Origin of the sequence: Xanthomonas sp. BRIP62418, from assembly GCF_003993495.1 — a bacterium.
GTDB lineage: Bacteria > Pseudomonadota > Gammaproteobacteria > Xanthomonadales > Xanthomonadaceae > Xanthomonas > Xanthomonas euroxanthea.
Genome location: NZ_QEZG01000024.1, coordinates 24,997 through 38,484 on the forward strand (window position 1 = coordinate 24,997; position 13,488 = coordinate 38,484).

Genomic DNA, 13,488 nt, shown 5'->3' on the forward strand with positions numbered 1-13,488 from the left:
CCGTCAGCCCTTTGCCATGACGGGTTTGCCAGCTGCCGCAAGCGGCGCCGCGGCGGCTGGCACCGAGCGGCCGTCCATGGTGTCCAGCAGCAAGGTGGCTTCCTGCTCCATCTCGATGATGTAGCCGGCGATGCGGCCCTTGAAGAAGCGATGCGCCATCAACGCCGGCACCGCGATGATCATGCCGGTGGCCGTGCACACCAGCGCCTTGCCGATGCCGCCGGCCAGCTGGTTCACATCGCCCACGCCGTGATCGAGGATGCCCAGGAACATCTGGATCATGCCGACCACTGTGCCCAGCAGTCCCAGCAACGGCCCGGCCGAGGCGATCGTACCCAATGCATTCAGATAGCGCTCCATGCGGTGCACCACGTGCCGGCCGGTGTCCTCGATGCGCTCGCGAATCAACTCACGCGGACGCCCACGCACGTCCAGCGCTGCGGCCAGCAAGGCGCCCAGTGGCGAATTGCGACGCAGCGATTCAATGTGGCTGGGATCCAGCTTGCCGCGCGCAGCCCAGTTGCGGACCTCTTCGCCCAGGCCTGGCGGGGCCACCTCGTTGCGGCGCAGGCTCCACAGGCGCTCCAGCATGATCGCCAGGGCGATCACGCCCAGCAACAGCAACGGCACCATCGGCCAACCGCCTGCCTTGACCAGCTCCAACACGATTCGATTCCTCCGGCGACGCGGCCGCCTATTCGCTGGTCGATAGGATAGCAGCCGACCGCCGCCGTTCCGCAGCATCCCACAGCCGTGGCTGCCAGCGCCGCCGCTCGCGTACCTGCAGGCCGTCGGCGCCCGGCCAGACCCGGATCGCCCCGGCCTGGGCCGTGTCGAGCAGCTCCGCGCCACTGCCCTGCCAGCGCTGCACCACCTCGGCACGCGGGTGGCCGAAGCGATTGCCGTGTCCGGAAGACACCAGCGCCAGCCGCGCGCCGGTGGCGGCGATGAAGCCGGCATGCGAGCCGTCGGCGCTGCCATGGTGCGGGACCACCACCAGATCGGCACGCAACTCCGGGGCATGCTGCCGCAGCAGGCGCCGCTCGACGATCTCGCCGATATCGCCCGGCAACAGCGCGCTTGCATGGCGCGTCTCGACACGCAGCACGCAACTGGATTGATTGCGCAGATACGGAAAACCGGCGCTGGGATGCAGGAAGCGAAAGCGCACACCGTCCCATACCCACTGCTGGCCGGCACGGCAGCGCGTGCTGACGTCCAGCGGCGCCTGTGGCGGCGCCGCCGTCATTGCAACGGGCAATCCCGCACGTACTGCCGCATAGCCGCCAGCGTGGTCGGCGTCGGCATGACTGAGCACGATGGCATCGAGGCGGCGCAAGCCGAGCGCGCGCAATGCCGGCAGCACCACCCGCTCACCGGCATCGAAACCATCGCGCACCGCCGGACCGGTGTCGAATAGCAGCGCATGCCGTTGCGTGCGCACCAGCACCGCCAGGCCCTGCCCCACGTCCAGCACCTGCACGTCGGCCTCGCCCGCCGCAGGCAGTTCGCGGTCCGGCCACAGCAGCGGCAGCCATAGCAGCACCGCCAGCGATTTGCCGGGCGTGCCGCGCGGCAGCAACAACCAGAACGCGCCGAGCAGGGCCACGACCAAGGCGGTCGCATCGGACTCGGGCACCCACCACAACGCCACCGACGTCTGCCCGAGCCAGACCAGGCCCGGCCAGGACAGCTCGAAGCACCAGCCCGCCAATCGCCATGCCCACACGCCCAGGCCCGGATGAAGTGCTTCCAGCGCAGTCCCCAGCAAGGCAAGTGGCACCACCACGAAGGTCCACCAGGGAATGGCGACCAGATTGGCCAATGGCCCCACCAACGATGCCTGCCCGAACAGGCTGACGGTCAACGGCAGCAGGCCGACGGTGGCCACGGTCTGGGCGGACAGGAAGCCCCGCACGATCGCGCGATCGTCCGCTGGCAGACACCACACCAGCCAGGCCACCCCGGCAAAGCTGAGCCAGAAGCCGGCCACCAGCACGCTCAGCGGATCCCAAAGCAGCACTGCCAACATCGCCAGCGCGAGGATCTGCGCGGTGGTGGCACGGCGCCGTACCACCCGCGCCAACGCGACCACGGCAATCATCAGTACGGTGCGCACCGTGGGCAGCGCCAGACCCGCCAGCACCGCATAACCAACCGCACCGAGCGAGGCGGCGACTGCCGCCGCGTGGGCACGCGGAATCCGGGTCCCAAGCGCTGGCCAGCAACGCCAGAGCCCGGCGACCAGCACGGCCACGAATGCAGCGACCAGCCCCACATGAAACCCCGAGATCGCAATCAGATGGCTGAGCCCGGTCGCGCGCAGCGTGGCCCAGGCCGCGTCGTCCAGCCCGCGCGTGTCGCCCAACGCGAGCGCGCGCAGGTAAGGCGTCGACGGCCCGGGCACGCGCTCGGCAATGCGCTGCGACATTCCTTCGCGCCAGGCATCCACCCCACGCGGTGCCGCGACCTGCTGCGCAGCGGCCGGCACCCGTACATAGCCGGTCGCGGCAATGCGCTGTGCCAGCGCATGCCGCTCGGCATCGAACCCGCCAGGATTGCGCAAGCCACGCGGCGCACGCAGCTTGAGCCGCAGCTGCCAGCCTGCGCCTGCGCGCAGCGCACCACGCGGCCCCATCCGCTCGGCACCGAAATCGTCATACCAGGCCAGCTGCAGCAGCTGGCCGCGCAGTGCGGCAGGCTGCGCGGGATCGTCATCCACACGCAGTTGAAAGCGCGTGCGTCGTGGCTCGGCGACCGGCAATTCGACGATCTGACCGCGCACCGCCAGTTCTCGCACTTCATCCTGCGGGCGCAGTTGTGCCTGCAGGACACCGGCGACCTGCCAGCCCATCAGCCCGAAACCGAAAACGGCGGTGGCCAGCGCCCACACCAGCACCCTTGGCTGCAAACGCAGCCATGTGCTGATACCGATGCCCAGCGCCGCCGCACCAAGGCAGGCCGCATAGACCGCACGCGACAGCAGCGCAGGCGACCATGCGCACACCACGATGCCCAGCAACAATGCCGCTGCGATCGTTATCGTCGATATGCGCTGCGGCGAAGGCGATGCCTGTGCTGACGCATGCATGCTGTCGGTCGCCATCCTGGCCGTGGTCCATCCACCGACTCAGGTTAGGCCAGCGCCCGTGTCGGGCACAGCAGCGATCGGTGCTGTGCCTGGTAGGAAAAAGGCGGCGCCTGCCGTGGTGCATCCGGCCGGGGGAGCGTCCTCCTATCGGCCGCGCAACACGCTGGGCAGGACAGTGTGTACGGGCCGCACATCGACCGTATCGGCCTGCATTCGCCTCGATTTCATGGCCGCCGCGCTATGTTCGCCACTGTTTTCGAGGAGCTTCCCCCATGCGTAAAGGCACTGCACTGATTGTCGGCGTCACCGGCATTTCCGGCTACAACCTCGCCAATGTCCTGGTGGCCGACGGCTGGACCGTCTACGGCCTGGCACGGCGCCCGCTGCCTCAGGATGGCGTGATCCCGCTTGCGGCCGATCTGCTGGATGCCGAGAGCACCAGCAAGGCGCTGGGTGGCCTGCCGATCACCCACGTATTCTTCTGCACCTGGACCCGGCGCGACACCGAGCGTGAAAACGTCGAAGCCAACGGCGCGATGATGCGGCATCTGTGCGAAGCCCTGAGCGATGCGCCGCTGCAGCACATGGCGCTGGTCACCGGCACCAAACACTACCTGGGCGCGTTCGAGAACTACGGTAGCGGCAAGGCCGAAACCCCGTTCCGCGAAAGCGAACCACGCCAGCCCGGCGAGAATTTCTACTACACGCTGGAAGACCTGCTGTTCGCGCATGCCGAGCAGCATGGCTTCGGTTGGAGCGTGCATCGCTCGCACACCATGATCGGCATGGCCAACGGCAGCAATGCGATGAACATGGGCGTGACGCTGGCGGTGTACGCGTCGCTGTGCAAGCACACCGGCCAGCCGTTCGTGTTTCCCGGATCGCAGGCGCAGTGGAACAGCCTCACCGACCTGACCGACGCCGGCCTGCTCGGCAAGCAGCTGGCCTGGGCCGGCCTGAGCCCGGCCGCGCGCAATCAGGCCTTCAACACCGTCAATGGCGATGTGTTCCGCTGGCGCTGGATGTGGAGCCAGATTGCCGACTTCTTCGGGCTCGAAGCTGCGCCCTGCCCCGAGACCCCGATGCCGCTGGAGGCACGCCTGAGCGAGACCGCCCCGGCGGTGTGGAGCGAGATCGCCAAGCAGCATGGCCTGGTGGAAGCCGACGTCAACCGGCTGGCATCCTGGTGGCACACCGATGCCGACCTGGGCCGCGAGATCGAGTGCGTCAACGACATGACCAAGAGCCGCGAGCTGGGCTTCCTGGAGTTCTACGACAGCCGTGCATCGTTCCTGGAATTGTTCACGCGCCTGCGCGCGCAGCGCATCATTCCCTGATGCACCCGGTCGTCGTCACCCACGTGACGGCGACCGTTTCCTGTCAAAGCGCGCATCGACGCGACGATGCTTGCGGGCGCTGCATACAGCGCGAACAGGGTGTCGCAACATCCGGTCGCCCATCACACAGGTGCATCGGTAACCGGATGCGGGATCTTCGATCGGAAACCCGCGATTCAACACCCTCTAGCCGCCAGGGATTGGCCCGACGGCCAGACAGTGCGTCCTACACCGCAGACGGCGCCAACTCGCGCAGCTTGCCCTGGTGCAATTCGAGTACGCGGTCCAGACGCCGGGCCAGACTGCGGTCGTGGGTCACCAGGACCAGGCTGGTGCGCTGTGCACGATTGAGTTCCAGCATCAGCTCGAACACGGTCTCGGCGGTCTTGTCGTCCAGGTTGCCGGTTGGCTCATCGCCCAGCACGCAGCCCGGCTTGTTCACCAGCGCACGCGCCACGGCCGCACGCTGGCGCTCGCCACCGGACAACTCGCTGGGCTTGTGTTCGATGCGATGTCCGAGCCCGACCGATTCCAGCAGCTGCAAGGCCTGCGCCCGGGCAAGCGCGACCTCTTTTCCGGACAACAGCACCGGCATCATCACGTTTTCCAGCGCGGTGAATTCCGGCAACAGGTGATGGAACTGGTACACGAAGCCCAGGGCCTGATTGCGCAACTTGCCGCGCTCGCCATCGGACAACGCCGACATGCGCCGGCCGGCCACATACACCTCGCCCGAGGTCGGAACATCCAGCCCGCCGAGCAGATGCAGCAGCGTGCTCTTGCCCGCACCGGAGGCACCGACAATGGCCACGGTCTCGCCGGTCGCCACGGTCAGATCCAATCGATCGAACACCGGTGTGCGCATCTTGCCTTCGGCATAGGTCTTGCCCAGACCCTCGGCGCGGATCACTGCTTCTGCGTGGCTTGACGTCTGCACGGCCGATTCCCGATTCCCGAATCCCGATTCCCTGATCTCATTCATAACGCAGCGCCTCCGCCGGTTGGGTCCGCGACGCGCGCCATGCCGGATACAGGGTCGCCAGGAAGCTCATCACCAGCGCGACGACGGTGATCACCACCACGTCCTGGGTCTGCATGTCGGTCGGCAACCCGGTGATGTAATACACGTCCTCGGGCAGCAGCTTGACGCTGAAGATCGTCTCGATCACCCCGAGGATGCGTTCCAGATTGAGCGTCAGCACGATGCCGCCGATCACGCCCATGATCGTGCCCATGAAGCCGATCAACGAACCCTGCACCATGAACACCTGCATCACGCCCGTAGGCGACAGGCCCAGTGTGCGCAGGATGGCGATATCGGCCTGCTTGTCGGTGACCAGCATCACCTGCGAGGACACCAGGTTGAACGCACCCATCGCCACGATCAGCGACAGCAGGATGCCCATCACGGTCTTTTCCATCTTCAACGAATGGTAGAGATTGGCGTTCTCCTGGGTCCAGTCGCTGACCCGGTACGGACCATGCAACTTCACCGCCAGATCGCGCGCAACCGGCCAGGCCTGGTCCATGTCGTGCAGGCGCAGCCGCACGCCGGTGACACCGTCCATGCGCAGCACGCGCGCCAGGTCCTGCATGTTGACCACGGCCAGGCCGCGGTCGATCTCGTTGTAGCCCGCCTCGAAGATTCCGCTGACAGTGAAGCGTTTGAGCCGCGGCATCGCACCCAGGGGCGTGGCCTGGGTATCACTGAGCAGCACGACGATGCTGTCGCCCACGTCCACGCCCAGCCAGATCGCCAGCTCCTTGCCAATGACGATGTTGTAGGAGCCCGGGGTCAGGCTGTCGACCGACCCCTGCTGCATCTTCTTGGCCAGCACCGACACCTTGCCTTCTTCGGCAGGAACGATGCCGCGCACGATCGCCGGCTGCTTGCGCGGGCCCTGCAGCAGTGATTCGGTTTCGATATACGGCGCGGCACCGGCGATGCGCGGATCGGCCATGGCGACCTCGACCGCATGCTGCCAGTCGTGCATCGGCGCGCCGTCCGCACTGACGGTGGCATGCGCGGCCATCTGCAGCAGACGATCGCGGATCTCCTTCTGGAAACCGCTCATCACCGCCAGCGTGGTGATCAGCACGGTCACGCCCAGGGCGATGCCCAGGATCGATGCCATCGAGATAAACGAGATGAAGCCATTGCGCCGCTTGGCACGCAGGTAGCGCAAGCCGATGGCAACCGGGATAGGTTTGAACATGCGGTTCAACCAGGAAAGGGACGCTATGGTGCCACTTGCGGCCGCCCGGACGAAATGGCGTGTGCCTGAGCGGCCAGACGCAGTTCACGTCGCTGCGCCACCGGCAAGGTATCCGGCCAGAAATGCAGGCGCCGGCGACGTGCATCCGGGCCAGTCCACGACACCACCGCGATCGGGCCGCGCCATGCCACCTGCAGGCCTTGCACCTGCTTGCCGTCAACGCTGGCAGGCGTTTGGCCCCACGGCACGATCACCTCGCGTGCTGGCGAACGCAACAGCACGCGTAAGGATCGGCCGCCCGCCACCACTGCATAGACCGACAACAACACTGCCAACCACAGCGGCACCCCGCTACGCCAGAGCGCCCACAACGCGAGTGCACTCAGCACGCCCAGTGCGCAGACCAGCCCGCGCGAGGGGCGCCATTCAAGCCGGCATGGCGCGAATATCGGCGATGAGCGCGGCGTTGGCGGCATCGGGGCAGGTCTCGTATCCCATGAACCAGCGCCACAACTTATCGTCTTCGCAATCCAGCAGCTGTAGGAAAACCGCGCGCTCGGACTCGGAAGCCTGCGCCCAGCGTTGATCCAGATAGCGCCCGAACAATTGATCGAGCTCGCGCATGCCGCGCCGGCAACGCCAGCGCAGTTTCTTCAGCAGGACTTGTTCATCCATCTCACTCTCCTCGCCTGACGCGGCGCCGAAAACGACAGCGGCACCAGACCAAGGGCCGGTGCCGCTGTGAACCCTCTCCCCGCCAAGGCGGGACGTCAATACCTGCGATCAGGCGCGACGCGCCATCATCAGCTTCTTGATCTCGGCAATGGCCAGCGCCGGATTCAGGCCCTTCGGGCAGGTCCGCGCGCAGTTCATGATGGTGTGGCAGCGATACAGCTTGAACGGATCTTCCAGGTCGTCCAGGCGCGCACCGGTGTCTTCGTCGCGCGAGTCGATGATCCAGCGATACGCCTGCAGCAGGATCGCCGGGCCCAGATAACGCTCGCCATTCCACCAGTAGCTCGGGCAGCTGGTCGAGCAGCAGGCGCACAGGATGCACTCGTACAGACCGTCGAGCTTGCGGCGGTCTTCCGGCGACTGCAGGCGCTCGCGGTCCGGCGGCGGCGGGGTCTGGGTGCGGATCCACGGCTTGATCGATGCGTACTGCGCGTAGAAATGCGTCAGATCCGGCACCAGGTCCTTGATCACGCTCATGTGCGGCAGCGGATAGATCGGCACCTCGGCCTTGCCGCAGGCGGCAATCGCCTTGGTGCAGGCCAGCGTGTTGGTGCCGTCGATATTCATCGCGCACGAGCCGCAGATGCCTTCGCGGCAGGAGCGACGGAACGCCAGCGTCGGGTCGATCTCGTTCTTGATCTTGATCAGCGCGTCCAACACCATCGGGCCGCACTTGTCGAGATCGATCTCGTAGCTGTCGGTACGCGGGTTGGCCTCGCCATCCGGATCCCAGCGGTAGACCTTGAAGGTGCGCGTGTTCTTGGCGCCCTGCGCAGGGTAATGCTTGCCCTTGCCGATCTTTGAATTCTTGGGGAGGGTGAACTCTGCCATAGCTGCTCTCGTTGGCTCAGGCGATGCGCGGTGCGGACGACGACCGCACCGTGCGCATGAAGGTAAAGATGACGGACGCCACTGCCGAAGCGGTGGCGCAACGGCCGGCGGCGTGCCGGCGTTGCCGCTGCGTCAGGACACGATCCGCCTGCAACGGTGCGCCGCTGCCATGCCCGGACAGACCGGCCGGCAGAGGCAACGCACAAGCGGATCGGTCCATGCGCATCGATCAGTAAACGCGCGGCTTCGGCGGGACCACGTCCACGTCCTTGCTCAGCGTGTACATGTGCACCGGACGATATTCGAACTCGCACTTGCCCTTGTCGTCGACGGTGACCAGGGTGTGCTTCTGCCAGTTGACGTCGTCGCGGTCCGGGAAGTCTTCGTGCGAGTGCGCGCCGCGGCTTTCGTGGCGCTGCTCGGCCGAGTTGATCGTCGCCACTGCATTGAGCAGCAGGTTGTTCAACTCGTAGGTCTCGATCAGGTCCGAGTTCCACACCAGCGAGCGGTCCGAGACCTTGACGTCCTCGAAGCTGGCGAAGATCTCGGCCATCTTGTCGACGCCTTCCTTCAGCGTCTTGCTGGTACGGAACACGGCCGCGTCCGACTGCATGGTGCGCTGCATGTTGTCGCGGATCACCGAGGTCGGCGTGGAGCCGTTGGCGTAGCGCAACTTGTCCAGCAGGCCCAGCGCCTTGTCACAGACATCGGACGGCAGCGTCTTGTGCGGCTGGTTGGGCTTGACCGTCTCGGCGCAACGGTTGGCCACCGCACGACCGAACACCACCAGATCCAGCAGCGAGTTGGAACCCAGGCGGTTGGCGCCGTGCACCGACACGCAGGCGGCTTCGCCGATCGCATACAGGCCCGGCACGACCGCATCCGGGTTGTCGCCCTGCTTGCGCACGACTTCGCCGTAGAAGTTGGTCGGAATGCCGCCCATGTTGTAGTGCACGGTCGGCAACACCGGAATCGGCTGCTTGGTCACGTCCACACCGGCAAAGATGTGCGCGCTCTCGGCGATGCCGGGCAGCTTTTCGTTGATGACTTCCGGGCCGAGGTGGGTCAGGTCGAGCAGGATGTGGTCCTTGTGCTCGCCCACGCCGCGGCCTTCGCGGATTTCCACGGTCATCGAGCGCGACACCACGTCGCGCGAGGCCAGATCCTTGTAATGCGGTGCATAGCGCTCCATGAAGCGCTCGCCGTTGCTGTTGCGCAGGATGCCGCCTTCGCCACGCACGCCCTCGGTGATCAGGCAGCCCGCGCCGTAGATGCCGGTGGGATGGAACTGCACGAACTCCATGTCCTGCACCGGCAGGCCGGCACGCATCACCAGGCCGCCGCCGTCACCCGTACAGGTGTGCGCGGAGGTGGCGCTGAAGTAGGCGCGGCCATAGCCGCCGGTGGCCAGCACCACGCCATGGGCGCGGAACAGATGCAGGCTGCCATCGGCCATGTCCAGCGCCAGTACGCCGCGGCAGACGCCCTCTTCGTCGAAGATCAGGTCGAGCGCAAAGTACTCGATCATGAAGCGCGCGTTGTGCGCCAAGGACTGCTGATACAGCGTATGCAGCATCGCGTGACCGGTCCGGTCGGCCGCCGCGCAGGTGCGCTGCGCGGACGGGCCCTCGCCGTACTTGGTGGTCATGCCACCGAACGGGCGCTGGTAGATCTTGCCATCTTCGGTACGCGAGAACGGCACGCCGTAGTGCTCGAGCTCGATGATGGCCGGGATCGCCTCGCGGCACATGTACTCGATTGCGTCCTGGTCACCCAGCCAATCGGAGCCCTTGATGGTGTCGTAGAAGTGATAGCGCCAGTCGTCTTCGCCCATGTTGCCGAGCGCGGCCGAAATACCGCCCTGTGCCGCCACGGTGTGCGAGCGGGTCGGGAAGACCTTGGTCAGGCAGACGGTCTGCAAGCCCTTCTGGGCCAGGCCGAAGGTGGCGCGCAGGCCGGCACCGCCGGCGCCCACCACGACCATGTCGTACTTGTGTTCTGTGATCTTGTAAGCGGACATCGAATTATGGATTCCTGTTTGGTCGCGGACGACTCAGCTGATGCCAAGCGCAATACGCGCCACGGCAAACACGCTGACAATGGCGCCCAGCACGGCGACGAAGCGCACGATCGTCTGCGCCGCAAGCGCCAGCAGCGAGTTGTGCACGTAATCTTCCAGTACCACCTGCATGCCCAGCTGCGCATGCCAGAACGAGGCGATCAGGAAGCCGACCAACAGAATCGCGTTCCACGGCTTGGCCACGGCGGCACTGGCTGCGGCGTGATCGGCACCGATCAGGCTCAGCACGAAGATCAGGAACCAGATCGACAGCGGCACCAGGGCGGTGGCGGTCAGGCGCTGCACCACGAAGTGTTCGGTACCGGTCTTGGCGGCACCCAGGCCACGCACGTTTTTCAACGGGGTACGGTAGCGGTTCATACGGCACCTCCGGCCAGCAGCACATATGCCCAGATGGCAGCGGTGAGCACGAAGCTCAGGATCAGCGACAGCCAGCCGAGGCTGACGAACGAGCGCACTGCATAGCCCTGCCCGAAGTCCTGCAGGATGTGGCGCAGGCCGCCAAACAGATGGAACGCAAAGCACCAGGTCCAGCCGAACAGGAACACTTGCCCGTACCAGGCGCCGGCATGCGCGCGGAAACAATTCCAGTGGTCGGGGCCGAGCATCAACGTCAGCAGGGCGGCGGCAATCGCCAGAGCGCCGATGGACAGTACGATGCCGGTGGCTCGATTGAGAATCGAGGTCACCATCTGTATCTGCCAGCGGTACACCTGGAGATGCGGGGAAAGAGGACGTTCGCGGATCGCCATTCGCTGGGCTCGTATCTCGGCTGGGCGGCACTAGGCCGCTGTGGCTAAAAGCTGCTCAAAAATCGATGCAGCGTCCATTTTTTTCCCAGTCGCCGTAGCGCGTTGGCTCAGGGCCGTCGCGTCCACCAATTTCCTTGGGCAGTGGCTGCTTCTCGGGAATATGCTCCTGAGGAGAAGGCTGCGTCTCGGAATCCTGCGCTGGGGTGGGGGTTGGATGGCCTATCATAGTGGTCTCACAACATTGCGATTTTAGTCCTCCCCTTCCGTGGCTGACAACCTGAATCTTATTCCGCAGGGTTTTGGCTCCCTGCATGACATGCAATACGTCCGCTTGACCGGGACGGATGCAGTGGCGTTCGCGCATGCGCAATTTGCCAACGACGTACAGGCGCTGGCGATCGGGCAGTGGCAATGGAATGCGTGGTTGACGGCGAAGGGGCGCGTGATCGCCATCTTCGCACTCCTGCGTGAGGACGACACGCACCTGTTGCTGCTGCTGCCCGACGGCGATGCGGCCGGGATCGCGGCGCAACTCGGCCGTTTTGTGTTCCGACGCAAGCTCAAGATCGGCGTGGCGGCGCTTTCGGCCTATGGCGGCTTCGCCACACCTGCGTGCGCGCATGGCGCGCAGGCCGATATCGGAACGCAGCGTATCGAATTGGACATGGGCAGCCCTGCCCTGCCGCGCACGCTGGTGCTGCTGTCGGACCAGCAGGCGTTGGCCGCGCCTATCGAATCTGCCCGCATGGACGCCGATTGGCGCCGTGCGGACCTGCAACTGGGGCTGGCGCGCCTGCCCGACGCGCAGCGCGAGCAATGGACGCCGCAACAGCTGGCGCTGGATCGCCTGCACGCCTTCAGCGTCAAAAAGGGGTGCTATCCGGGCCAGGAAATCGTTGCGCGGACGCATTTCCTGGGCAAGGCCAAGCGTGCGCTGCAGCTGCTGCAGGTCGAGGCGGCCGTCGGTGATGCCGCGGCAGAACCGGGCCAGGCCGTGCTGCTGGGCGAGACTACCGTCGGCACGCTGGTCAGCGTGGCGGGCGATCTCGCGCTGGCGGTGTTGCCGCTGGAGCTGACCCTGGAGGCCGACGCCGTGCTGCAGGCGGGCGCGCATACCGCCCGCCCGCTTGCGTTCGTGCAGGGTCTGGCGCGTTAGGCCGGCGCCAGCCGTTCGCCGCTGGCCGGGTCAAAGAAGTGCAGCGCCTCGCTGCGCAGCGCCAGGCGCAGCGGCTCGCCTACCGCCGGCAAGGCCTGCGGTGCGACACGGATCACCAGCGGCTGGCCGCCACGGTCGAGGTTGAGGAATATCTCGTTGCCGACCGGCTCGATCACATCGATACGCGCATCGAAGCCCAGTGCGGCATCGCTTGACGGTTGCAGGTGCTCCGGGCGTACGCCGACGATCACGTCGCGACCGAACCAGCTGCGATCGATGCGGGCCGCACCCAGTGGCACGCGCCAGCCATCGGCCATGACCAGATGCAGGCCGTCCTGCTCATCCAGGCGCCCCTGCAGCACGTTCATCGCCGGGCTGCCCAGGAATCCGGCCACGAACAGATTGGCCGGGCGGTCGTACAGCGCCATCGGGCTGTCGATCTGCTGGATCACCCCGTCCTTGAGCACCACGATGCGCTGACCCAGCGTCATCGCCTCGACCTGATCGTGGGTGACGTAGATCATCGTGGTACCCAGCTTGCGATGCAGCTGCGCGATCTCGGTGCGCACGCTGTGGCGCAGCTTGGCATCCAGATTGGACAGCGGCTCGTCGAGCAGGAACACCGACGACTCGCGCACCATCGCCCGTCCCAGCGCCACGCGCTGACGCTGGCCGCCGGACATCGCCTTGGGCAGCTTGTCGAGCATCGGGGTCAGCCCCAGCAACTCGGCGGCGTTGTTGACCCGTTCGGCGATGACCTGCTTGGGGTGGCCGCGCAACTTGAGCCCGAAGGCCAGGTTCTCGGCCACGGTCATGTGCGGGTAGAGCGCATAGCTCTGGAACACCATGGCGATGTCGCGGTCCTTCGGAGCCACGTCGTTGACCACACGCTCGCCGATCTTCAACGTGCCGGCACTGATGTCCTCGAGCCCGGCGATCATGCGCAACAGGGTCGACTTGCCGCAGCCGGACGGACCGACCAGCACCATCAACTCGCCATCGGCGACCTCGAAACTCGCACCCTGCACCGCGACCTGGCCGTTCTCGTAGACCTTGCGGACACCTTCCAACTGCACTTTCGCCATCTTCGGCCTCAACGTAAGTTGTGCGCCCTGCCCTCGGCCCTCCCGACGGCGGTGACGCCACATGCGCCTGCAAGGAAATCTCCTGCAAACGAATGCATTGGTTTATTCTGACATGTAATCGTTTTCACATGGCAACATCGATCTCGGGAGGGACCATGCCGCCACCAACCCAAGCCGCTGTTTCAAGCGGTGCAGCCTACCGTGC

General features: G+C 65.9%; 14 protein-coding genes and 1 pseudogene. 2 read left to right on the forward strand and 13 right to left on the reverse strand.

Going from position 1 to position 13,488, the window contains the following annotated elements; genetic code table 11:
- Window positions 1-3: 3 nt before the first annotated feature.
- Both EO174_RS02680 and EO174_RS02685 read right to left on the reverse strand, forming a co-directional pair.
- Window positions 4-666 (reverse strand): MotA/TolQ/ExbB proton channel family protein, encoded by a 663-nt coding sequence (locus EO174_RS02680; protein ID WP_115676959.1) that lies wholly within the window; start codon window positions 664-666, stop codon window positions 4-6.
- Window positions 560-3,106, reverse strand: a pseudogene (locus EO174_RS02685) (DNA internalization-related competence protein ComEC/Rec2); the annotation flags it as partial. The gene EO174_RS02680 and the pseudogene EO174_RS02685, both read right to left, overlap by 107 nt.
- A gap of 257 nt (window positions 3,107-3,363) precedes the next feature.
- On the opposite strand from EO174_RS02685, the gene EO174_RS02690 reads away from it, so the two are divergent.
- Window positions 3,364-4,428, forward strand: a complete 1,065-nt coding sequence (locus EO174_RS02690) for an SDR family oxidoreductase (protein ID WP_126942080.1) — start codon at window positions 3,364-3,366, stop codon at window positions 4,426-4,428.
- Window positions 4,429-4,654: 226 nt separating this feature from the next.
- Here EO174_RS02690 and lolD read toward each other — a convergent pair whose 3' ends face one another.
- The 10 genes from lolD to EO174_RS23400 all read right to left on the reverse strand — a co-directional run bounded on the left by lolD (window position 4,655) and on the right by EO174_RS23400 (window position 11,406).
- On the reverse strand, window positions 4,655-5,410 hold the full coding sequence (gene lolD / locus EO174_RS02695; RefSeq protein WP_164739044.1) for a lipoprotein-releasing ABC transporter ATP-binding protein LolD: 756 nt from the start codon (window positions 5,408-5,410) through the stop codon (window positions 4,655-4,657).
- Window positions 5,403-6,644, reverse strand: coding sequence for a lipoprotein-releasing ABC transporter permease subunit (locus EO174_RS02700; RefSeq protein ID WP_126942082.1), 1,242 nt, complete (start codon window positions 6,642-6,644; stop codon window positions 5,403-5,405). The genes lolD and EO174_RS02700 overlap by 8 nt, the downstream gene beginning before the upstream one ends.
- Window positions 6,645-6,667: 23 nt before the next feature.
- The gene (locus EO174_RS02705; protein ID WP_104582564.1) at window positions 6,668-7,120 is read right to left on the reverse strand and encodes a hypothetical protein; all 453 of its coding nucleotides are present in this window, start codon (window positions 7,118-7,120) and stop codon (window positions 6,668-6,670) included.
- Window positions 7,071-7,319: a succinate dehydrogenase assembly factor 2 gene (locus EO174_RS02710; protein WP_104582563.1), complete on the reverse strand. Its 249-nt coding sequence runs from the start codon at window positions 7,317-7,319 to the stop codon at window positions 7,071-7,073. Before EO174_RS02710 ends, EO174_RS02705 begins: the two co-directional genes overlap by 50 nt.
- Before the next feature lie 108 nt (window positions 7,320-7,427).
- Window positions 7,428-8,210, reverse strand: coding sequence for a succinate dehydrogenase iron-sulfur subunit (locus EO174_RS02715; protein ID WP_024938686.1), 783 nt, complete (start codon window positions 8,208-8,210; stop codon window positions 7,428-7,430).
- Between the two features lie 16 nt (window positions 8,211-8,226).
- On the reverse strand, window positions 8,227-8,436 hold the full coding sequence (locus tag EO174_RS02720; RefSeq protein ID WP_104582562.1) for a hypothetical protein: 210 nt from the start codon (window positions 8,434-8,436) through the stop codon (window positions 8,227-8,229).
- 3 nt (window positions 8,437-8,439) lie between these two features.
- Entirely contained in the window at window positions 8,440-10,230 is a 1,791-nt protein-coding gene (gene sdhA / locus EO174_RS02725; protein ID WP_104650447.1) for a succinate dehydrogenase flavoprotein subunit, read from the reverse strand.
- Between the two features lie 33 nt (window positions 10,231-10,263).
- Window positions 10,264-10,650, reverse strand: a complete 387-nt coding sequence (gene sdhD / locus EO174_RS02730; RefSeq protein ID WP_016902592.1) for a succinate dehydrogenase, hydrophobic membrane anchor protein — start codon at window positions 10,648-10,650, stop codon at window positions 10,264-10,266.
- On the reverse strand, window positions 10,647-11,042 hold the full coding sequence (gene sdhC / locus EO174_RS02735) for a succinate dehydrogenase, cytochrome b556 subunit (RefSeq protein WP_104582560.1): 396 nt from the start codon (window positions 11,040-11,042) through the stop codon (window positions 10,647-10,649). The genes sdhD and sdhC overlap by 4 nt, the downstream gene beginning before the upstream one ends.
- Window positions 11,043-11,097: 55 nt before the next feature.
- Window positions 11,098-11,406, reverse strand: a complete 309-nt coding sequence (locus EO174_RS23400; RefSeq protein WP_338121599.1) for a DUF1674 domain-containing protein — start codon at window positions 11,404-11,406, stop codon at window positions 11,098-11,100.
- Here EO174_RS23400 and EO174_RS02745 point away from each other — a divergent pair.
- Entirely contained in the window at window positions 11,308-12,198 is an 891-nt protein-coding gene (locus tag EO174_RS02745) for a folate-binding protein YgfZ (protein WP_126942084.1), read from the forward strand. The two genes, EO174_RS23400 and EO174_RS02745, sit on opposite strands and share 99 nt — an antisense overlap.
- On the opposite strand, the gene ugpC is transcribed toward EO174_RS02745, so the two are convergent.
- Window positions 12,195-13,283 carry a sn-glycerol-3-phosphate ABC transporter ATP-binding protein UgpC gene (gene ugpC / locus EO174_RS02750; RefSeq protein ID WP_115676952.1) on the reverse strand — a complete coding sequence of 363 codons (1,089 nt, stop codon included), beginning with the start codon at window positions 13,281-13,283 and terminating at the stop codon, window positions 12,195-12,197. The two genes, EO174_RS02745 and ugpC, sit on opposite strands and share 4 nt — an antisense overlap.
- Window positions 13,284-13,488: the final 205 nt, after the last annotated feature.